Origin of the sequence: Mycobacterium sp. ACS1612 (assembly GCF_001667505.1) — a bacterium.
Lineage (GTDB): Bacteria > Actinomycetota > Actinomycetes > Mycobacteriales > Mycobacteriaceae > Mycobacterium.
Window position 1 is genome coordinate 1 of the sequence record NZ_LZHZ01000020.1, and the last position, 20,431, is coordinate 20,431.

A 20,431-nucleotide genomic window follows, 5' to 3' on the forward strand; every position below is an offset into this window, starting at 1 on the left:
AGTTGAGCGCGCCGAGCAGCCGGTTGGCGGCGGTGGTGTTGCCGCCGTCGGCGCGGGTGCCGCCGGGTACGTCGGCGGGGGGGGGGGGGGGGGGGCCCCGGGCCCCCCCGGCGCTGCCCGGGGGGGAGGACCGCCGGGGGGGGGGGGGGGGGCGGGCCGCGCCGCCCAAATAACCCCCCACCACCACCCCCGGGGCTACCCCTTGGGGGGGGGGGCCCCCCCGGGCGCCCCCCGAGCGCGCGACCGAATTCGACAGGATGCAACTGCGTTCAGCGCAGCAGGCGATGGTTGATGTCGACGACGGAGCCAGGGCCAAGGCAGCGGCGAACCGGCGCTTCCATGAGGCGGTGTGGACGGCGAGCCACAACCCGACCCTGGTGGACTTGTTACAACGACTGAACGTTCACCTGGTGCGCTATCCGACCACGACGCTCACCTACGGCGATCGGTGGCAGGCCGTGCTTCGTGAGCATGAGGAACTGCTCGGGGCGATCGAGGCGCGTGACGGTGAGGCCGCGCGTCGCATCGCCGAACATCACATGTTCGGTGCGCGTGAGGTGCGCCTGCGCATGTATGCCGAACGCGAGCATGCAGGCGGCACAGGCTAACCCGTGGTTTCCCGCTGGGTAGGAACCACCATCGGCACGACGAACTCCTCGAGCATCGCGCGCTCGTCGGCCTCGTCGTGGCCGGGGAACAGGAACAGCGACGTCATCACCCGCACCAGCCAGCGGGCCCGCTGTGCGACGACGTCGGGCTCGTCAGGTCCCAGCGAGATCACGAATGCCTCGGTGAGCGCTCTGATCACCTCCGACTGCTCGGCCATCTCCGCGCCGATCGGCCGTTGGGTCGTCGCGAACCACGAAGCCAGCGCAGGGCTTTCGCGCACATTGCGGATCGAGGCGATCATTCCCTCGATCAGCCGTTCGCGGGGATCGGTCACGGAGTTGATCTGCTCGGTCATCTCGCGATACAGGCGGTACGCCTCGCGATGCACATAGGCGGTGTACAAGGCTTCGCGGTTCTCAAAGTACCGGTACAGCGTGGCGCGCGAACACCCAGCGGCCGAGGCGATTTCGTGCATGCCGACGGTCGCCGCCTCCTGCTGGGCGAACAGTTCGCCTGCCGCGTCGAGGATTCGGTCGGCCGCCACCTCGGTGCGCCGCGCTGCCAGCCAGTCCCCGGTCATCAGGTTTTCACCGTGATCGGCACCGACAACGGCCTGCGCACATAACTGCCGCCGGCCCACACGATTCCGTCCTCGTCGACGTCGAAGTCGGGGCAGCGCGCCAGCAGTTCGGTCAACGCGACGCGTGACTGCATGCGGGCCGCCGCGGCGCCGAGGCAGAAATGCGCGCCGTGGCTGAACGTCATGATGTTTCGCGGCCGCCGCTGCACGTCGAGTTCGGCTGCGTCGTCGCCGTATTCGCGCTCGTCGCGGTTGGCCGAGCCGTAGAGCAGCAGCACCTTGCGGCCGGCAGGGATCGTGGTGTCGCCGATGGTGACGTCCCGAGTGGTGGTGCGTGCCAGCCCCTGCACGGGGGAGGTCAGCCGCAGGAACTCGTCGATCGCCTCGGGGATCAAGTCGGGGTTCTCGACGAGCAGCCACCGCTGATCTGGCCGCTGATGCAGCAATTGCGCTGTGCCGCCGAGCATTCCGGTGGTGGTGTCGTTGCCGCCGGTCACCATCGTGAAGGTGAACGCCAGGATCGACAGCACGCCCGCGGTGTCGCCGTCGGCTCCGACTCCCGCCGCCACCAGATGTGAGATGGTGTCGTCGCCGGGGTCGCATCGGCGGCGTTCGATCAGCGCGGCGAAGTAGGCCATCATCTCGCCGAGGGCGTCGCCGAGGCCGCCAAGCGCGCCCGCCACACCGCCTGATGTGGTGTTGGCGGCCACGATCGCTTCGGTCCAGCCGTCGAACTGATCGCGGTCCGCATCGGGGACGCCGAGATAATGGGCGACGACCATCGACGGCAGCGGTTTGAACAACTCGGCGACGATGTCACCGCCGCCGTTGGCGCGCAACGCCTCGATGCGCTCGACGACGAACTCGCGCACCTTGGGCTCGACGGCCTCCACCTGTCGCGGGGTGAATCCCCGCGACACCCGCTTGCGGAACTCGGTGTGCACCGGCGGGTCCTGCATCACGAACGGCGGGTTGTCCTGAAGGCCGATCAATTCCAGCTCGCCGTAGTTGACGGTCAGCCCCTGCGCTGAGGAGAACGTCTGGTTGTCGCGGGCGGCCCGCCATGCGTCGGCGTGCCGGGACAGCACGTAGTAGTCGTGATCGGGATTGGTCTCCGGTACGACGCGGTGCACAGGGTCGTGGTCGCGCAGCGCCTTGTACATCGGCCACGGGTTCGGCCAGGTATCGGCGTCGGCGAGCCGAAACTGCACCGGCGACTCCTGAGACACAGTGGCTGTCATGTCTCATTCGTACGACAGGACGCTAGGACGTGTCAATAGCGTCTAGCGATTGGCGGTCAAATGGCGGCGCCCGGGTTCAGGATGCCGTCGGGATCCAAAGCCCGCTTGATCCGCTGGTTGAGTTCCATCGCTTCTGGGCCGAGTTGACCGGCCAACCAGGGTCGCTTCAACCGGCCAACACCGTGTTCGCCGGTGATCGTGCCGCCCAATCCGACCGCCAGATCCATGATGTCGCCGAACGCCTTGTGAGCGCGTTCGACCATCGCCTCGTCGGCGGGGTCGAACACGATCAACGGATGGGTGTTGCCGTCGCCGGCATGCGCGATGACCGAGATCATCACGTCGTGGTTGGCGGCGATCTTGCCCACTCCGGCGACCAGATCGGCCAGCGCGGGGAGTGGCACGCCGACGTCCTCGAGCAGCAGCGACCCCTTCATCTCGACCGCGGGTATGGCGAACCGCCGCGCGGCCACGAACGCCTCACCCTCGTCGGGATCCGACGTCGAAAACACTTCTTTCGCACCATGTTCCGTGAACACCGTCGACATGAACTCGGCGTCCTCGACCCCGGACGGTCCGCGGTCGTCGGTGGCGGCGACCATCATGGCGGCGGCGTTGCGGTCCAACCCCATCCGCAGCTTGTCCTCGACCGCGTTGATCGCCGCCGCGTCCATGAACTCCAGCATCGACGGGCGGATCTTCCCGGTGATGGCGACGACGGCATTGGCGGCGGCTTCGACTGAGTCGAAGGTCGCGACCACCGTGCACGCGACCTGCTGCGGCGGCAGCAGTCGCAGCGTGACTTCGGTGATGATGCCCAGCGTGCCCTCGCTGCCCACGAACAGCTTGGTCAGCGACAGCCCGGCGACGTCCTTCAAGCGCGGGCCGCCGAGACGCACAGCGGTGCCGTCGGCCAGCACCACCTGCAGGCCGAGCACGTAGTCGGTGGTGACGCCGTACTTCACGCAGCACAACCCGCCCGCGTTGGTGGCGATGTTGCCGCCGATGCTGCAGATCTCGAACGACGACGGATCCGGCGGATACCACAACCCGTACGCGGCGACCGCCCTCTTCACCTCGGCGTTCAACAGTCCGGGCTGCGCGACGGCCGTGCGCGTCACCGGGTCGACGGAGATATCGCGCATCTTCTCGGTGCTCAACACGACGCCGCCGGTCACCGCGGTCGCCCCGCCCGACAGCCCGGTGCCCGCGCCGCGGGGCACCACTGCGACCTTGTTGGCCGTCGCCCACCGCATCACGGCCTGCACCTCTTCGGTGCGATGCGGCCGCACAACGGCCATCGCCGTACCCGCATTCGGGTCCAGCGCACGGTCCTGCCGGTAGGACGCCACGATGTCGGGATCGGTGACCACGACGCCGTCGGGCAGTTCAGCGATCAGGCCGGCCAGCACAGAATCCACGCATCCGATCGTACGAGTCGCAGCTGTGCAGGCGCAGAAGCGCTTATCCTGAGCAAACGGGGAGGTCGGGGGATGACTGCAGCGACGGCGTGCATTGCGTGCGGCACCGACCTGCTCGAAAACGCCCGGTTCTGCCACGTGTGCGGGTCATCGATCACGACACCTGACGCGGGTGCCGAGTACAAACAGGTGACCGTCCTCTTCGCCGATGTCGTTGCATCGATGGACCTCGCGGCGGCCGTGGGCCCGGAACGACTCCGGGAAATCATGGGCGAACTCGCCCGTCGCGCATCCGCCGTCGTGCAACGCTACGGCGGCACCGTCGACAAGTTCACCGGCGACGGCGTGATGGCGTTGTTCGGTGCTCCGAGAGCGCTCGAGGATCACGCGATCCGAGCATGTTTGGCGGCGCTGGACATTCAGCGCGACGCGCGCGTCTTGGCGGCCGAGGTCGAGCACCGCGACGGCGTCGAGTTGCGACTGCGGGTCGGCCTGAACTCAGGCGAGGTGATCGCGGGCGAAATCGATTCGGGGACAACGAGCTACACCGTCATCGGCGAACAGGTCGGGATGGCTCAGAGGATGGAGTCCGTCGCTCCCGAAGGCGGTGTGATGCTGAGCGACTCCACTGCACGGCTCGTCGGAGAAGTCGCCATCCTGGGCGATCCGAAAACGGTGAACGTCAAGGGACTCCACGAGTCCGTCGAGGGACGAAGCCTGCTCGGTATCGCCTCCCACCGGCACGCGGACCGAGTCGCGCCGACCTTCGTGGGTCGAAAATGGGAACTGAGCGCGCTCAGCGGCATCCTCGACCAGGCGATCAGGGGTAAGGGAAGCGTGGTCGGCGTGGTCGGTCCCGCGGGCATCGGCAAAAGTCGCATCGTCGGCGAAGCGGTAGCGCTGGCGACCCGGCGAGGGATGGACAGTTTCACCGCCTACTGCGAATCACATACCAGCGAGGTGCCGTTCCACGCGGCGACGGAAGTGCTGCGTGCCGTCATCGGACTCAATGACCTCGACAGCGCCGCGGCGCGCGGGCAGGTGCGCGCGCGGTTGTCCGACGCCGACTCCGACGATCTGCTCCTGCTCGACGACCTCTTGGGAATCGCCGATCCCGACGCCGCCGAACCGCAGATCGATCCCGACGCTCGCCGTCGCCGCCTCGCCGCCATGGTCAACGCCGCGGCGTTGGCCCGTGTCACTCCGGCGGTCCTGGTGATCGAGGACGTGCACTGGATCGACGAGATCAGCGAGTCGATGATCGCCGGATTTCTCGCGGTGGTTCCGAGAAGTCACTGGTTGCTGATGATCACCTACCGACCCGAATACGACGGGGCGCTCTCGCGCACCACACGGTCGCAGACCTTGGCCCTTGAGCCGCTCGACGACGCGCAGATATCGGCACTGAGTTCAGAATTGCTCGGGGACCACCCCTCCGTCGGAACGCTTGCAGCGACGATTTCCAAACGCGCCGCGGGCAATCCGTTCTTCGCCGAGGAGATCGTGCGTGACCTGGTCGAGCGTGGCGTGCTGACTGGCACCCGTGGTGCCTACGTATGTGAGGATCCCGGCACTGAAGTCAGCGTGCCGGGAACTCTGCAGGCGACGATTGCCGCGCGCATCGATCGGCTCAGCCTGTCGGCCAAGCGGACACTCAGCGCAGCGGCGATCATCGGGTCCCGCTTCGACGCCGAGTTGCTCACGGCCCTGCAGCAGGTCGAGCCGTCGCTCGATGAGCTGATCGCGGCGGAACTGGTCGATCAAGTCACGTTCACGACGCGGCCGGAGTACGCCTTCCGGCATCCGCTGATCCGTGCCGTGGCCTACGAGTCGCAGTTGAAATCTGATCGTGCATCGCTGCATCGGCGGCTCGCCGCCATGATCGAGCCGGATGATCAGAATGCGGCGCTGATCGCCGAGCACCTCGAGGCGGCAGGCGATTTGGACGACGCATACCGCTACCACATGCAAGCAGGCGCTTGGTTGGCCAACCGGGACTACCCAGCGGCAAGGGTGGCCTGGCAGCGAGCACGGCAGGTGGCCGACCGGTTGCCCGCCGATCACCCGAACCGGATGGCGATGCGGATCGGCCCCCGCACTCTGCTGTGCGGCAGCGCGTACCGCACCGCCGCGGGCATCGCCGACGTCGGCTTCGACGAGTTGCGCGATCTCTGCACCGCTGCGGGTGACAAGTCCGCGCTGGTCGTTGGCATGGCGGGCCTGGTCTCGGTCTACGTGCTGCGCAACCGAATCCGTGAGGCCTCGCAGCTGGCATCCGAGTACATGGGGCTGGTCGAATCACTGGATGATCCCGTGCTCACCGTGGGACTTTCCTTCTCGGGCATCATCGCCAAGATCCAGCGGGCGGAAATGGGTGACGTGCTGCGGTGGTCGCAGCGAGTGATCGACCTCGCCGCGGGCGATCCGGAGATGGGCAATCTCTTCGTCGCATCGCCACTTTCGGCGGCACTCGCGTGGCGTGGCACCGCCTTGTTTTCGTTGGGCCAGCCGGGATGGCGGGAGGATTTCGAACGCGCGGTGAGGATGGCTCGGTCGACGGACCTGAGCGCCCAAGCAGTCGTCTTCGCCTTCAGCTACGGCCTCGCAATCCCGCGCGGTGTGCTTCCCGCCGACGACAAGGCGGTGCAGGAAATCGGGGAGGCGTTACAGATCGCCGAGCGAGCCAGCGACGAGGTCACACTCGTGCTACTGCGCTTCGCGCTGTGCGTCGCTTTGATGCACCGCGACGGAGCCGACGACCGCCAGCGCGGCATGGACATGCTGATCGAACTCCGCAGGACCTGTGTATCCCACGCCTACGCAATCAATCTGATTCCGGCTATCGACGCATTACTCGCGCGCGAAATGGCACTTCGAGGGGGCGTCGACGATGGGGTAGCGCAACTGCGGGCGATCACAGATGACGTGTACACCGCCGAGTACTTCTGGCCGTTTGTGCTCACGACAGCCATGCTGGTGGAGACGCTAGTGGAGCGTGGCACCGTTGATGACTTGGTTGAGGCCGAGGCCGCGATCGCTCGGATGGCGGCGCTGCCCAGCCATATCGATCCGGTAGGACGCGAGATCACGTTGTTGCGACTGCGCGCTCTACTGGCCCGCGCTCACGGCGACGAACCTGCCTACGCTGATCACCGCGATCGGTACCGCGAGAAGGCGACATCGCTCGGCTTCGAGGGCCACATCGCCATGGCCCGCGAAATGGCGTGACTACCGGTCGGGGAACACCATCTTGACGAGCTCGTCGCGAGTCGCCGCGCCGGTTTTCATCATCGCCCGGTAGATGTGGCCCTCAACGGTGCGCGCAGAAACGCACAACCGCTCGGCCACTTCCTTCGTCGAATACCCGGAGCCTAGCAGTCGCACGATCTCGCGTTCACGTCCGGTCAGCGGCAGCGGTTCGCTGACCTCACGCAGTGCCGGCGTACTGATGCCGCCACACCGCCGAGCCAACGCCTCGGCCCGCGCCGAACAGCCCAGTGCCGATCCGCGCAGTTCGCCTTGGCGGTAGGCGATGCAGGCGTGCGCGGCGGCGTCCACCGCCGCGACGAGGTCGCCGGCCTTCTCGAATTCCTCTGAGATAACCGACAATTCGGTGGCATCAGACGTTGCGAGCGCCGATGCGAACCGCGCGGCCAGCGGTGCCCGCGGCCCTTCGGCCATCGATGCCAGCTCGGCCAGTCGACCGGCGGGCGTCGCATCGCCGAACTGCACCGCGGTCTGCAGGCACATCACTTCGGCGCCGAATTGCCCCTTCTCCCTCGCCTTTTCCGCCGCCGACAGCACGGTGGTGACCGCCTCGGTCAGCGCGCCCTGGCCCGCCGCCAGCCATGCCCGCGCCAGGCTCTGCTCGTAGTCCAGCTTGCGGAACGGGCGCCGAATCGTGCCGAGCGAATACAGCACGGCGGCCGCCTGATCGGTGGCCCCCCGGATGGCCAGCGCGGTCGCATAGGGGACGTGATAGCGGTACCCCCAACCCATCTCGTTTCCGGATGCGGACAGCGCAGGCGCCGCGGTACCCAACAAGGTGCACGCCTCGTCCAATCGGCCCGCGAACAGTGCGGCGCGACCGGCGATCGCCGTGCCCACCAGTTGCGCCGCCCCCGGCAACTCGGCGCCCTGCTCGCGAACGCGTTGCGCCACCGCAAGACCCTGCGTGAACTCGCCCGCCAGCAGCAAGGCGCTCACATGCGCGTCGGCGATGTTGAACCGCATCTGCGGCGAGTCGAAGAAGCGTGCGGCCAAGGCGTAGCCGGTGTCCGCGACGGCCGCCGCCTCGGCAGCCTGTCCGGCGTCGGCAAGTACCACCGCGAGCGCCCATGCCGTCTCTGCGCCCGCGACCTCCGGGAGGTTTTCCAGCACAAAGTTTTTCGACGCTTCGATCGCTTCCTGCGGTTGATCGAGAGCAAACCAGTACACGGTGAGGAAGGCGTCGATCCACAGCCGAGGGCAGGCGCCACGCGCGGCATCGTCGATGATCTGTTTCGCGCGCGCGGCGTCTCCGACGGCCCACAGCATGTTCAGCGCGCGCATGTAGGCGAGTCGACCGCGGTCGTCGTCGCTCAGCTCCAACCCAGTCAACTCCGCGAACACGGCCTCGGCCTCAGCACCGGCCGGGAACCACGACAACGCATGCGCGCGAAGGAAATACGCCCGAGGTGAGCCGCCAGCCCGGATCGCAGCCTTGGCCAACCGGTCGGCCAGCCGAAGATCGCCAACCCAGACCGCGCCGCCCGCCGCCTTCAGCAGCAGCTCGGTGTCGGGCGTCAGATCGGAGTCGAGAATCAGCGAGGCGCGGCGCACGACCATGCTCATCTCGTCGCTGCCCGGTGTCGCCGCCAGTTCCGCCGCGACCCGCCCGCGCAATCGTCGCAACCTGGTCTCCGGCGAGCGGGCCCGTCGCACCTCGCCGTAGAGCGGGTGGGCCAGCCGCACCTCCAGCTCGTCGTCGAGTTCGTCGACCGTGATCAGGCCTCGAACGTGTGCGTCCTCGATCGCGTCGGGGTCCGCGATCCGCCGCAACGTCGACATCCCCAGCGGTTCTCCGACGGCCAGCGCGTCGACGACCTCACCGACGGTTTGGGACAGGCCGCTGAAGCGGGACTCGATCAACTCGACAAGGCCCCTTGGCATGCTTGGCTCACCGATCCACTGCCAGAAGCCGCTCTGCTGTGTGATCCGGCCGTCGGCGATCTCCTGTTCCACGATGTTGCGCAAATACAGCGCGTTGCCGCGGGTCAGCTTCCATAGCCTGGTCGCAGCGTCGGGATCCACCGGTCCGCCGAGCGCTTCGACCAGCAACTGACCGATGTCGTCGGCCGCCAGGGGTTGCAAGTCCAGGCGGTCGAACTGGCCGCCCCGCCATATCTCGTAGATCTCGGTGGGGACGCGTTCACCCTCGCGGACAGTGAGCACCACCTTGGCGGCGTCGCGCTGCACGATCTGGTGCAGGACGAAGGTCGACAGTTCGTCGAGCAAATGGACGTCGTCGACGCCCAAAACAACCTTCGTGCCCGCCGGGGCGGCCGTCACCGAGTCGATGACGCTGCGCACCAGTTGGAGCCGGTCGTTGGACGCCGAACCGGTCCACGGCGCGAACGCGCCGAGCGGCAGTTTGCGCGCCGACATCGTGCCGACGGCCCAGCGCGGCTCGAAACCCTGGGCTGCGATCGACGCCAGCCCCTCGCGCACGATGCGACTTTTGCCGACACCTGCGGGCCCGCTGATCAAAATGCCTGCCAGCCCCGGATCCGTAGCGGCCGCCACGATAGTCTGCATCTCCTCGGAGCGGCCGATCAATGGCCACCTCAACCGCACATCGAGAGCCTAGAACGCCGACCGAGCCTCGCACGGCAAACACGACGATCCGACCTAGTCCAGTGTCCGGTCCAATTCCCGCAACGCAGGCATGGCAGTTGCGGCCAACCCGAGTAGCAACATCGGCAGCGACAACGCCAGGAACGTCACATGCAGGCCTGCGGCATCGGCCAGCGGACCCGCCACGATCAGCCCTAACGGCCCCGCGGCGTAGGCCAGCGAGCCCATCACGCCGACCACCCGGCCGCGCAGATGCTGGGGTGCGCGGGTCTGCATCACGTAGTTGTAGATCGGCGCGATCGGCCCGTACACCAACCCGACCACCGCGCACAGCACCAGGATCACCGGCAGCGGCGGCAGGAACGCGATGATCGTCATCGCCACGCCAAGCGTCAGGACCGCGGTCAGCATCACGGTTCGCCTGCGCGAGTACTTCGACAGCACCGCATAGCCCAGCGCGCCGACCAGACCGCCGATGCTCAACGCCATCAGCACCCACCCCAGTTGCGCCGGTTCGTTGCGATCGGTGAAGTACTTCGGGAAGAGAACCGACTCCATCGGCATGTATAGCCCCGTGGCGATCAGGTCGACGATGGCCAGCGTGCGCAGCACCTTGTTGTGCCACACGAACTTCAAGCCCTCGACGATGCCTGCCCACACCCCTTCCGGCAGCACCGCGCGGTCGGGTTTGCCTGCGCCCTCCAACCGCAGACCGGCAATCGCTCCGATCGACAGTACGAACGCCGCCGCGGTGACCCACATGGTGTTCACGCCGCCCAGTACGGCGATCAGCAGGCCGCCGATACCGGGCCCGACGATGTAGGCCAGGTTGAAAATCGCTTCGTAGACGCTGTTGGCGTGGTCCAACGTCCACCCGGCGCGGGCCGACGCCTCGGGCAGCATCGTCTCGCGCGCCGTCATCCCGGCCGGGTCGAACAAGGCGCCGAGCGCCGCCAGCGTGGCCAGCACCCCGACGTTGATCACGTCCGCCCCGAACGTCAGCGCCAGCACCGGCACCGCCGCGACCGACATCGCTGACAGGGCATCGGAGATCATCGACACCCGCCTGCGGCCGAGATAGTCGACGGCGGCACCGGCGATCAGCGTCGCGGCCAGCAGCGGCAAAGTGCCTGCCATCGCCACGATCGAAGCGCTCAGAGCGGAACCGTTGCGCTGCAACACAAGCCAGGGAAATGCGACGATCGAGATGCCGTTTCCGGCGCCGGCCATGAGTGCGGCGAACAGAATGACGAACAGGGGGCCGCGCTTACCGGTCATCATGAGTTATCGCCGCGAATCTAACAGCGACCCAGCCCCCTGGGCACTCGTTTTTGCTCCGCGTGCACAGTGGTGGGGTGAAGCTGGCCCATCCGCGTACCGGCGCGATGTTCGATTCGCCCGTGCCTCCCGGCTCGGGCTGGCCCGGTGATCCCGCCACCGCACGCACCGCGGTGGCGCGGACGCAGGCGCAGGTCGTCTCGATGGCGGCGACGGTCAGAACCCTCGACGAGCTGGACGCGGAGGTGTCGGTCTGCCGCGCCTGCCCCCGCCTGGTCGAGTGGCGCGAAGAGGTGGCCGTCATCAAGCGCAAGTCGTTCGCCGACCAGCCGTACTGGGGCCGACCGATCACCGGCTGGGGGTCGTCGCGGCCACGCATATTGATTGTCGGCCTGGCACCCGCGGCGCACGGCGGCAACCGCACGGGCCGGGTGTTCACCGGCGACCGGTCCGGCGACTTCCTGTTCGCGGCGCTGCACCGCGCCGGTCTCGCGAATCAGGCCGAGTGCGTCGATGCTGCAGATGGGTTGGTGCTCAACGACACTCGGGTGGCCGCGGCGGTGCGCTGCGCTCCGCCCGGCAACGCGCCGACACCGGCCGAGCGTGCGACGTGCGCGCCGTGGCTGGACGCAGAGTGGCGGCTGGTCAGTCCTGACGTCCGGGTGATCATCGCGCTCGGCGGCTTCGCGTGGCGCGCGGCCCTGCAGATGGTCGGCGGCGCCCCGACACCGGCGCCGAAGTTCGGGCACGGCGCGACCGCCACGCTCGGTGAGGTGACGCTGATCGGCTGCTACCACCCCAGCCAGCAGAACACCTTCACCGGCAGGCTCACCCCGCAGATGCTCGACGACATCTTCGCGCTGGCCCGGGAACGAGCAGCGCAACGGAGGCGTTGAGATGTCCATGCGACTTTCCGTTCTCGACCTGGTGCCGGTGCGCACGGACCAGACGACGTCCGATGCCCTGGCTGCGACGACGCACCTCGCACAGACGGCCGACCGCCTCGGCTACACCCGTTACTGGATCGCCGAACACCACAACATGCCTGCAGTGGCGGCCACCAGCCCACCGGTGCTGATCGCACACCTGGCCGCGCAAACGGCGCAGCTGCGACTCGGGTCGGGCGGGGTGATGCTGCCCAACCACGCGCCGCTGGCCGTCGCGGAGCAGTTCGCCCTGCTCGAGGCAGCCCATCCCGGGCGCATCGACCTCGGGATCGGCAGAGCGCCGGGCTCTGACCCGGTCACCTCGCTGGCGCTGCGCGGGGCGGCGGGCCGCGACGACAGGGATATCGAGGCGTTCCCGCAGTACCTCGACGACGTGGTGGCGCTGATGGGCACCCACGGCGTGCGGGTGCCGTTGCCGCGGGACCTGATGCGGGAGAACTACATCCTCAAAGCGACACCGGCGGCGGCCTCAGAACCGAAGCTGTGGCTGCTGGGCTCGTCGATGTACTCCGCGCACCTGGCCGCGGCCAAAGGCCTGCCGTATGTGTTCGCGCATCACTTCTCGGGGCAGGGCACCGCCGAGGCGTTGGAGGTCTACCGGTCGGAGTTCCGGCCCAGCGACCTGGCGCCCGAACCGCTGACATTCCTGACCGTCAACGCGGTGGTGGCCGAAACCCGGGACGAGGCAATGGCTTTGCTGCTGCCGAACCTGCAGATGATGGGCCGGCTGCGGACAGGTCAACCGCTCGGCGCGCTGGATCTGGTCGAGGATGCGCAGCGCCAGGTGATGACGCCGCAGGCCCAGCGGGTGGTCGAGGGTGCGCTGCAGCGCGCGGTGGTGGGCACTCCGACCGAGGCGGCCGAGCAGGTGCGTGCGCTGGCTGAGCAGTTCGACGTCGACGAGGTGATGGTCAATCCGGTCGCGTCGGCTAGGCGGGGAACGGATCCCGCGACAGCGCCTGCCCGGGACACGACGCTGGAGTTGCTCGCCAAAGAGTTGTTCTAGTGCCAGGCTGGCCCGATGTTCGAACGATTCACCGAGACAGCACGACAGTCGATCGTGGGGTCGCAGCGCGAGGCCAAGTCGCTGAATCAAGCGTCTGTCGGCGCGGAGCTTCTTCTCGTGAGCGTGCTGGACCAACCAGATCCGATACTCGGCCCGATCCTCGAATCACATGGCATCAATGCCGCAGCCGTGCGCGGGCGCATCTGGGCGGTCTGCGATGCCGGCGGTGAAACACCAAGCGGGCACATCCCTTTCAGCCCGGAGGTGAAGAAGGCGCTCGAACTGTCGCTACGCGAATCGCTCGGGCTCGGGCACACTGAGATCGGACCGCTTCATTTGCTGCTCGGTGTGCTGGCCGAAGGCGACAACGCTGGCGTGCAGACCCTGCGCGACCTGAACGTCGATGTCGCCGCTCTGACGCGCGAGCTCAAGACGCGAGCCGGTTAGGGTGTCAGCACCACCACGGGTATCGGGCGCGACGTGCGCTTCTGATACGCCTCGTAGCGGTTGGCGTTGTTCTTGTTGACGATCTGCCAGAGCCGCGGGTAGTCGGGGTCATCGGGCAGTACCGGCTTCGCCGTCACCGCGAACCGCTTTGGCCCGACGTTGATTTCGACCTTTGGATTGGCTTTCAGGTTGTGATACCAGCCGGGCGCCTTGGGATTCCCGGCTTTGGAGGCGACCACCAGGTAGTTGCCGCCGTCCTTGGCGTATGTCAGCGAATTGGTCCGCTGGATACCGGTCTTCGCCCCGACAGTGTGCAACAGCAAGTTCGGCGGGGTGCCGGGCAGGATCCGATGCCCGATCCGGCCGTTGGTGCCCTTGTAGATCTTGTCGTGCAGCATCAACAACGGCAGGCCGATGTACTTCTCCAAGGCGGGCATACCACTCATGGGCTCAGTCTTGCGTAGCCGAGTCCAGTTCCGCTAGGGCCTCGCGCAGCAACCGCCCGGACTCTTCGCGATCCGGATCCTTCCGCAGCAGCATGCCCTTGGCGAACGACAGCTTGTCGCCGTTCTGCCGGGGCAGCACGTGCAGGTGGATGTGGAACACCGACTGGAACGCGGCCTTGCCGTCGTTGATGACGACGTTGTTGCCGTCGGCGTGCAGTCCCGACCGGCGTGCGGCGCGGGCGATGCGGTGACCGATACGCACCAGGTCGGCGACGGTGTCCGGCGGCGTATCGGTCAGGTCGACGGTGTGGCGTTTGGGGATGACCAGGGTGTGACCGCGGGTGAACGGGCGGATATCGAGGATGGCCAGGTAGTCGTCGTCCTCGTAGATCCGGATGGCCGGGGCTTCACCGGCGACGATGGCGCAGAAGACACAGGACATTCCGCCACGTTAGCCACCGACGTTTTCCTCGGCCCACTCGGCCAAGCGGCGGTCGCGTTCTTCAGCGGAGACATCCTCGACGCGGGTCATCACGGTCCAGCGCTGACCGAACGGGTCCAGGATCGAGGCGAATCGGTCGCCGGTGACGAACGTCTGCGCAGGCTCGCGGATGGTGGCTCCCGCCCGTTCTGCCTTGGTGACCACCGCGTCGACGTCCTCGCAGTAGAGGGCCACCGAGTGGGTGGCCGGTGCCGTCGGGTCTGGTGCAGCGATCTGATAGGCCTCCGCCGGGTCGCCGAGTTGCAGGCGGCCGTTGCCGAAGTCGAGTTCTGCGTGCGCGACCGCGCCGTCGGGGCCGTCCATCCGGTCGACGAGCTTGGCGCCGAACACCGACACGTAGAAGTCGATCGCTTGCGCCGCACCGTCGACGCAGAGGAAGGGGGTCAGGCTGGTGTAGCCCTCCGGAATTGCGTTGCTACTCATGTCGGCATCGTCGCGCGGCGCCGCTCGGCGGTATTGGAAAAACGCGACTGGCTAGGCTGATCGGCGTGCTTGACGATGCCGATTTCGAAGACGAATCCACTGACGACATGGAAGACACCGAAGAGGACGACAACGGCCATACGCTCTCGATACGCCGGGCAAACGGCGAAGAGATTCTGACCGTGTTCTCGCCTGGCGAGCAGTGGAGCGCCTATCTGTCCCCTGGCGGAGGGATGACCAACGCGTTCGTCGGGTCACCGGGTGATCCGATCGTCTGGGTCAACGCGAACGACCGCCAGGTCGAGCGCGACGAAGACGGAACCTACGTGATCCGCATCGACTAGTTCGTAGCCTGGTCTGTATGGGTGCTCGGAACGCGACGGCGCACGCCGCACCCGAACGTGGTGTGGTGGGCCGCGCCGCATCCGCCTCGGTGTTCGACCTCGAACGCTGGGCGCCGGCCGGTGACGCCGCCCGGTTCGTCGAGCACTACTGGTCGGTGAGCTGGAACCTCGACGACCCATTCGACAGCACAGTGATTACGTTTCCCGCTGTGCACCTGACGACCGAATGGGGCACCGACGGTAGCCGGCACGGTCACGAGTTGCCCGCGGTGCTGCTGCACGGGGTCGTCGAACGCGTCTTCCGCACGACGATCCGCGGTATCGGCACTGTCGTCGGCGCACGCTTTCACCCCGGTGGCTTCACCGCGCGCTACGGGCGCGACGCCGCGTCGTTGACCGGCAGGGTCGAGCGCGCAGAGGATCTGCTGGCCGATGCACCACACGATGTCGAGACCTGTTTGGCCGCAATGGAATCCGCAATCGCATCGGGAGCGCCGCTCGACGACACCTATGTACGGCTGCGCAAACTGGTGGAACGGATCCGCGACGACGACGGGCTGCACCGTGTCGAACAGGTGATGCAGTTCTCGCCGTGGAGCCAGCGCACCACGCAGCGCCTGTTCCGCCGTTACGTCGGCGTGCCGGTCAAATGGGTGCTGTGCCGGTATCGGTTACAGCAGGCCGCACTCGAAATCGAGAGCACGCCGGGCATCGACCACGCCGATCTCGCGATCCGGCTCGGCTGGTACGACCAGGCTCATTTCATCAACGACTTCCGCGCGATGTTGGGCACCACACCCGGCGAATACGCCGCAGCCCATGGACATTAGGAGATTGCGTGGACAGCAATGAGCTCGCGTTCGCCGGTGCCGCACAGCAGGCGCGATTGCTTGCCGACGGCGCCGTCACGGCGCAGGCCCTGTTGGACGTCTACCTCGACCGGGTCAGCCGGATCGATCGCGACCTGAGGTCATATCGCGTGGTGCTGGCCGACAGTGCACGCAAAGAGGCAGCCGCGGCGCAGGCGCGACTGGATGCGGGGGAGCGGTTGCCGCTGCTCGGCGTGCCCATCGCCATCAAGGACGACGTGGATGTCGCGGGTGAGGTGACCACGTACGGCACCGCCGCGCACGGCCCTGTGGTCAGCCAGGATGCCGAGGTGGTGCGACGACTGCGGTGCGCGGGCGCGGTTATCATCGGCAAAACTTCGGTGCCGGAGATGACGATCTGGTCGTTCACCGAGACCGTCACTTTCGGTGCCACCCGCAACCCGTGGAACACCGACTACACGCCAGGCGGCAGCAGCGGGGGTAGCGGCGCCGCGGTGGCGGCCGGACTGACATCGATGGCGCTGGGTTCGGACGGCATGGGTTCGATCCGGATCCCGTCGACGTGGTGCGGGTTGTTCGGGATCAAGCCGCAGCGCGACCGGGTGCCCATGGCGCCGCATGACGACGCGTGGAACGGATTGAGCGTGAACGGGCCGATGGCGCGCACGGTGGAGGACGCCGCGCTGTTCCTCGACGCCACGGCGCCAGGAAATGATTTCGTGGCTGCCGCCAACCGCCTGCCTGGTCGGTTGCGAATTGCATTGAGCCTCAAGGTTCCTCCACCGTTGACTGCGCGCGTCGGCAAGGCGCAGCGGGCGGCGGTGGAGGAGGCAGGGGTCCTGCTGCGAGAACTCGGACACGAGGTGGTGACGCGGGATCCCGACTATCCGCCGTCCGGCATGTACGGCCAGGGTCTGCCGCGGTACTTCCGCGGCGTGGCCGACGAAGTGCGGTTGCTGCCACACCCGGAGCGACTCGAACGCCGCACCCGTGGTTTCGCCCGGATCGGCGGACTGATCTCGGATCGGCGCATGAACGCCATCCGCGGCGCGGAAAGTCAAGTAATCGAACGGGTCCTTTCGATCTTCGATGACGTCGACGTGGTCGTCACACCCGGTACGGCGACGGGTCCGTCGCGTATCGGCGCGTACCAGCGGAGAGGCGCGGTTTCGACACTGGCGTTCGTGGCGCAGCGCGTTCCGTTCCAGGCGATGTTCAACGTGACAGGTCAGCCCGCGGCGGCGGTGCCGTGGGATCTGGACGGCGACGGTGTGCCGACCTCAATTCAGCTGGTGGGCAGGCCATCTGACGAGGCGACGTTGCTGTCGCTGGCGGCGCAGATCGAGCAGGCCCGGCCGTGGGCGCAGCGCCGCCCGCCGGTGTCTTAATCCATCGCCGCCGCCCACGCCATGTGGCCCTCGAAGTCCAGGCCGGTCGCCATTTGCCGATAGCGGTCGCGACAGTCGCGGTACGTCGCCTTGTCGCCGCGCGCGTCGGCCAGCAGCGCACGCAACTGCAGCAGCCAGAGGTCATGCAGCACAAAGCCCGGCTCAGTCGGATAGGCCGCCAATCTGTCGATGGCTCTCTGCGCCTCGTCGACGTCGCTGTCCAAGCGGCGTCGCAACAGCGACTCGACGAGTACGGAGGTGGCTTTCGCGATCCACTGTGCGGCCTCTGCCGCGTACAGCTCGTCGAGCGCCGCACGGACCAGTTCGACCGCCCCGTCGAGGTCACCGGTTCTGGCTTTCTCTCTCGCCAGGTGCAGCTGTATCACACGCAGATTGTTGCTGAAGTGGTAGGTGTCCGACGCGGCCAGCTCTGCGAGCAGTTGGTAACCCTCGTCACGCAGCGGTCCTTCCTGATGCACGACAGTGATCGCCCGTGTCGCCCTGGCCATGTCCAACACGAAATCGTCGCCGAATTGTTCCGCCGCAGAAAGTATCTCAGTGGTCTCTCTGAGAGCCACTGCATCCGGCAACAGGATGCCGTTGGCGATCGGGATGAGGCGAACGGTCCACAGCGCACCGGAGCGCATCGCGGGCTCGATCGTGTCGGCCGCCTCAATGGCCTGTGCGAAATCATCCCGCCAGCCGGGCAGACCCATCAGGCACCTGTTCAGCCCGCGATACGACAGCGCGGTCGTGAGCGGAGAGACGGTCAACATCCTGCCCCCGGTCACATCGCCCTCGGCCAAGTCGATGACCCGCTGCGCCAGCGCCAGGACGGTAGAGAAGCGACCGGCCTCCATATTGGCCGACATCGGCGGCACAGAGAGCGCAACGACCAACGTCGGGTCGTCGATGGCATCGAGAAGTTGGAGCAACTCGGAGGCGAGGCGCGACGACTCTTGTTCGTGCCCAAGGCCTTCCAGCTGCCTGGCCATCAGCAATCCGCACGTTCCGACGGCCAGCGACCGCTGATCGCCGGCCGCCGTGCACAGGCGACGCAGCTCCTCAAAGCCGGTGTCGAGCCCTTTGACACCAAGACGGTATGCATTGGCGCACAACTGCGTGCGTGCCGCTATGCGCATGGCCATGTGATCGGGTACGTCGTCGGACAACCGGTCGGCGACCTGTTTGGCCCTGTTCCAACTTGATCGCGCGGCCGCGATGTTTCGCCATGTCGACCAGGTCGCCGCGCGCATGTGCCAGCCGAAAGCGCCGGATAGATCGCCGGCCGCCTCTAGATGTTCGGCGATCAGGGCCGCGTTCTCGTCACCCGGTTTGCGCGATTCGATCGCCGAAGCCAACCGTCGATGAAGTAGCGCGCGATCGGCTTTCAGTTGAGCCTCGTAGGCGACGGCCCGGATGAGTGGGTGCCGGAAGCTGTATTCGGCCGACGGCGTGAACCTGACCTGGTCGACAAGCTGCGCTTCGATCAACGGTGTCACGTCGTGCTCTTCGACAAGCGCCGTCAGCAGTTCGGCGTCGAAGCGCATCCCGACGACGGCGGCCGCGTTGAGTGTTCTCTTCGCCGCAGGATCCAGGCGGTCGATACGAGCCCCGATGGTGGCTTGCAGAGAAGCAGGGACGTCGACGCTGGTTACGTCCCCATGTAGTTGGTACGACCCGGGCCGGCCCACAAGCACCCCGCGCTCGGCCAGGTCACGCACCGTCTCCTCGGCGAAGAAGGGGTTTCCGGCAGCCCGTTCCGCGACCAAAGCTGTCAACCCGCCCAATGAAGGATCTGTGCCGAGCAACTCCTTCGTGAGTGTGGTCACCTGCTCGTCGGTCAGCGGTCGCAGCGCGATTGTCTGCGTGCCTTGGGTGCGGGTCAGCGCACCCTCGTATTCCGGGCGGTACGTGATCAGCATCAGCGATCTGGTCTGCGGGATGACCGCGATGAAATCCGCGAGCATCGACTCACTGGCCTCGTCGATCCAGTGAGCGTCTTCAACGACGTATACGGCGGGCTCCGTTCGTGCCGTGGAACTCGCCTTGATCAACGCGGTCAGTCGGCGTCGACGCGCGTCGGGTCCAATAGCGGGGAGCGTCTCGGTCGGATCGCGGATTCCGAGTAGGTCCTCGAGCATTCGCACATCGTCGGCGCCGATATGGGGCGTTTGCGCCCGAAGGTGCGCACGCGCGGCCTGTCTGTCGAGGCCCTCGACTCCCGAGATCGCGCGCATCAGACGGCCGATCACGTGGAAAGGAACGTCACTGGTGTGCGATTCGCAGTAGGTGGTGAACACCGGCAGCTCACCTTTCGCCGCGACTGCGGAGACTTCACGGATGAGCCGGCTCTTTCCGATACCTGCCGGACCGACAATGTTGACGACACCGCCCATACCGGTTGTTGTTTCGGCGAGGATAGCGGTGACTGTGTCGAGTTCCCAGGTACGACCCACGAGTGTCGACTCGATACGCGCGGTCGGATGTGCACCGCCTGCCGCGAGCAGGCGTCGGGCGGCGACAGGAACGTTCGTGCCTTTGATTCGGACGAGTTCTCGGTCGGCGAGCAACACCGCGTTCTCGACCAGGCGCGCAGTCGACTCGCCGAGCATCACCCCGCCCGGCGGGGCGGCCGATTCCATGCGTTGGGCCATCCCGACCTGTTCCCCGATAGTCGTGTAAGGCGCAACGCTGGAACCGATTTCACCGGCGATGACCTGTCCGGAGTTCAGCCCGATGCGTAACGGCAGTGTCGAGCCGACCTCCTTTTGGATGTCCAGAGCCGCCATGCAGGCCCGGAATGCATGGTCTTCCAACATGATTGGCGCGCCGAACACGGCCATGATGCCGTCGCCGGTGAACTGGCTCAGCGTTCCGCCATATCGCTTCACGGCTGCCGCCGACCGGTCCAGCAGATCCGCCATCATCTCGCGAAGGCGCTCCGCGCCTTGTGACGCGGCGATGTCCATCGACCGCACGACGTCGGCGAACAGCACCGTCACCTGCTTGTACTCCGCAGCAGGCCGCGGCACCGTCATCGGCGCACCGCAGGCATCGCAGAACCGGGCGCCCTCGCGTGGTTCGCCCCCGCACGTCCGGCATGTCAACGCAGCCGACATCGGTAACCCCCA

Annotated in this window: 16 protein-coding genes and 1 pseudogene; 8 read left to right on the top strand and 9 right to left on the bottom strand. The window is 67.0% G+C overall.

Annotated features, from left to right (window positions below; translation table 11 throughout):
• Nucleotides 1–245 precede the first annotated feature (245 nt).
• Nucleotides 246–608: pseudogene (locus A5724_RS07890) on the top strand (FCD domain-containing protein); the annotation flags it as partial.
• Here A5724_RS07890 and A5724_RS07895 read toward each other — a convergent pair.
• From A5724_RS07895 to A5724_RS07905, 3 genes are read right to left on the bottom strand one after another with little or no spacing between them, the layout of a single operon-like run.
• Nucleotides 605–1,189, bottom strand: a complete 585-nt coding sequence (locus A5724_RS07895; protein ID WP_067798885.1) for a TetR/AcrR family transcriptional regulator — start codon at nucleotides 1,187–1,189, stop codon at nucleotides 605–607. The pseudogene A5724_RS07890 and the gene A5724_RS07895 overlap by 4 nt on opposite strands.
• A complete protein-coding gene (locus tag A5724_RS07900) occupies nucleotides 1,189–2,430 on the bottom strand; it encodes a cytochrome P450 (RefSeq protein WP_067798888.1) in 1,242 nt (413 codons plus the stop codon). Before A5724_RS07900 ends, A5724_RS07895 begins: the two co-directional genes overlap by 1 nt.
• Before the next feature lie 56 nt (nucleotides 2,431–2,486).
• Nucleotides 2,487–3,851 (bottom strand): FAD-binding oxidoreductase, encoded by a 1,365-nt coding sequence (locus tag A5724_RS07905; RefSeq protein ID WP_067798892.1) that lies wholly within the window; start codon nucleotides 3,849–3,851, stop codon nucleotides 2,487–2,489.
• Between the two features lie 72 nt (nucleotides 3,852–3,923).
• Between A5724_RS07905 and A5724_RS07910 the strand changes: the two genes are divergently transcribed.
• Nucleotides 3,924–7,079 (top strand): adenylate/guanylate cyclase domain-containing protein, encoded by a 3,156-nt coding sequence (locus tag A5724_RS07910; RefSeq protein WP_067798895.1) that lies wholly within the window; start codon nucleotides 3,924–3,926, stop codon nucleotides 7,077–7,079.
• Here A5724_RS07910 and A5724_RS07915 read toward each other — a convergent pair whose 3' ends face one another.
• Both A5724_RS07915 and A5724_RS07920 read right to left on the bottom strand, forming a co-directional pair.
• Complete coding sequence (locus tag A5724_RS07915) at nucleotides 7,080–9,686, bottom strand: LuxR C-terminal-related transcriptional regulator (protein ID WP_067798897.1); 2,607 nt, start codon at nucleotides 9,684–9,686, stop codon at nucleotides 7,080–7,082.
• A 54-nt stretch (nucleotides 9,687–9,740) separates the two neighbouring features.
• A complete protein-coding gene (locus A5724_RS07920) occupies nucleotides 9,741–10,967 on the bottom strand; it encodes an MFS transporter (protein ID WP_067798900.1) in 1,227 nt (408 codons plus the stop codon).
• Nucleotides 10,968–11,041: 74 nt separating this feature from the next.
• On the opposite strand from A5724_RS07920, the gene A5724_RS07925 reads away from it, so the two are divergent.
• The 3 genes from A5724_RS07925 to A5724_RS07935 are packed head-to-tail and all read left to right on the top strand — an operon-like array spanning nucleotide 11,042 to nucleotide 13,364.
• On the top strand, nucleotides 11,042–11,860 hold the full coding sequence (locus A5724_RS07925) for a uracil-DNA glycosylase (protein ID WP_067798903.1): 819 nt from the start codon (nucleotides 11,042–11,044) through the stop codon (nucleotides 11,858–11,860).
• Between the two features lie 7 nt (nucleotides 11,861–11,867).
• Complete coding sequence (locus A5724_RS07930; RefSeq protein ID WP_067798992.1) at nucleotides 11,868–12,917, top strand: LLM class flavin-dependent oxidoreductase; 1,050 nt, start codon at nucleotides 11,868–11,870, stop codon at nucleotides 12,915–12,917.
• A gap of 15 nt (nucleotides 12,918–12,932) precedes the next feature.
• Nucleotides 12,933–13,364 (top strand): Clp protease N-terminal domain-containing protein, encoded by a 432-nt coding sequence (locus A5724_RS07935; protein ID WP_067798906.1) that lies wholly within the window; start codon nucleotides 12,933–12,935, stop codon nucleotides 13,362–13,364.
• Here the strand turns inward: A5724_RS07935 and A5724_RS07940 are convergent.
• Genes A5724_RS07940 through A5724_RS07950 form a run of 3 tightly spaced genes read right to left on the bottom strand, consistent with a single transcriptional unit; the run spans nucleotide 13,361 to nucleotide 14,735 of the window.
• Complete coding sequence (locus tag A5724_RS07940) at nucleotides 13,361–13,810, bottom strand: nitroreductase family deazaflavin-dependent oxidoreductase (RefSeq protein WP_067798907.1); 450 nt, start codon at nucleotides 13,808–13,810, stop codon at nucleotides 13,361–13,363. The genes A5724_RS07935 and A5724_RS07940 overlap by 4 nt on opposite strands.
• Nucleotides 13,811–13,814: 4 nt before the next feature.
• Complete coding sequence (locus A5724_RS07945) at nucleotides 13,815–14,252, bottom strand: HIT family protein (RefSeq protein WP_067798909.1); 438 nt, start codon at nucleotides 14,250–14,252, stop codon at nucleotides 13,815–13,817.
• Between the two features lie 9 nt (nucleotides 14,253–14,261).
• A complete protein-coding gene (locus A5724_RS07950; protein ID WP_067798911.1) occupies nucleotides 14,262–14,735 on the bottom strand; it encodes a glyoxalase/bleomycin resistance/extradiol dioxygenase family protein in 474 nt (157 codons plus the stop codon).
• A gap of 65 nt (nucleotides 14,736–14,800) precedes the next feature.
• Here A5724_RS07950 and A5724_RS07955 point away from each other — a divergent pair, with 65 nt between their 5' ends.
• Genes A5724_RS07955 through A5724_RS07965 form a run of 3 tightly spaced genes read left to right on the top strand, consistent with a single transcriptional unit; the run spans nucleotide 14,801 to nucleotide 17,297 of the window.
• A complete protein-coding gene (locus A5724_RS07955; RefSeq protein WP_232004742.1) occupies nucleotides 14,801–15,079 on the top strand; it encodes a hypothetical protein in 279 nt (92 codons plus the stop codon).
• Between the two features lie 17 nt (nucleotides 15,080–15,096).
• Complete coding sequence (locus A5724_RS07960) at nucleotides 15,097–15,909, top strand: helix-turn-helix domain-containing protein (protein ID WP_067798914.1); 813 nt, start codon at nucleotides 15,097–15,099, stop codon at nucleotides 15,907–15,909.
• A gap of 8 nt (nucleotides 15,910–15,917) precedes the next feature.
• Complete coding sequence (locus tag A5724_RS07965; RefSeq protein ID WP_067798916.1) at nucleotides 15,918–17,297, top strand: amidase; 1,380 nt, start codon at nucleotides 15,918–15,920, stop codon at nucleotides 17,295–17,297.
• Here the strand turns inward: A5724_RS07965 and A5724_RS07970 are convergent.
• Nucleotides 17,294–20,338, bottom strand: coding sequence for an adenylate/guanylate cyclase domain-containing protein (locus A5724_RS07970; RefSeq protein WP_232004743.1), 3,045 nt, complete (start codon nucleotides 20,336–20,338; stop codon nucleotides 17,294–17,296). The genes A5724_RS07965 and A5724_RS07970 overlap by 4 nt on opposite strands.
• Between the last annotated feature and the right edge of the window lie 93 nt (nucleotides 20,339–20,431).

Bases quoted from the DNA above. Each gene is read 5' to 3' on its own strand.
- A5724_RS07935 (WP_067798906.1), top strand. From the start codon at position 12,933: ATGTTCGAACGATTCACCGAGACAGCACGACAGTCGATCGTGGGGTCG.
- A5724_RS07970 (WP_232004743.1), bottom strand. From the start codon at position 20,338: ATGACGGTGCCGCGGCCTGCTGCGGAGTACAAGCAGGTGACGGTGCTG.
- A5724_RS07950 (WP_067798911.1), bottom strand. From the start codon at position 14,735: ATGAGTAGCAACGCAATTCCGGAGGGCTACACCAGCCTGACCCCCTTC.
- A5724_RS07960 (WP_067798914.1), top strand. From the start codon at position 15,097: ATGGGTGCTCGGAACGCGACGGCGCACGCCGCACCCGAACGTGGTGTG.
- A5724_RS07940 (WP_067798907.1), bottom strand. From the start codon at position 13,810: ATGAGTGGTATGCCCGCCTTGGAGAAGTACATCGGCCTGCCGTTGTTG.
- A5724_RS07900 (WP_067798888.1), bottom strand. From the start codon at position 2,430: ATGACAGCCACTGTGTCTCAGGAGTCGCCGGTGCAGTTTCGGCTCGCC.
- A5724_RS07945 (WP_067798909.1), bottom strand. From the start codon at position 14,252: ATGTCCTGTGTCTTCTGCGCCATCGTCGCCGGTGAAGCCCCGGCCATC.
- A5724_RS07910 (WP_067798895.1), top strand. From the start codon at position 3,924: ATGACTGCAGCGACGGCGTGCATTGCGTGCGGCACCGACCTGCTCGAA.
- A5724_RS07895 (WP_067798885.1), bottom strand. From the start codon at position 1,189: ATGACCGGGGACTGGCTGGCAGCGCGGCGCACCGAGGTGGCGGCCGAC.
- A5724_RS07930 (WP_067798992.1), top strand. From the start codon at position 11,868: ATGCGACTTTCCGTTCTCGACCTGGTGCCGGTGCGCACGGACCAGACG.
- A5724_RS07920 (WP_067798900.1), bottom strand. From the start codon at position 10,967: ATGATGACCGGTAAGCGCGGCCCCCTGTTCGTCATTCTGTTCGCCGCA.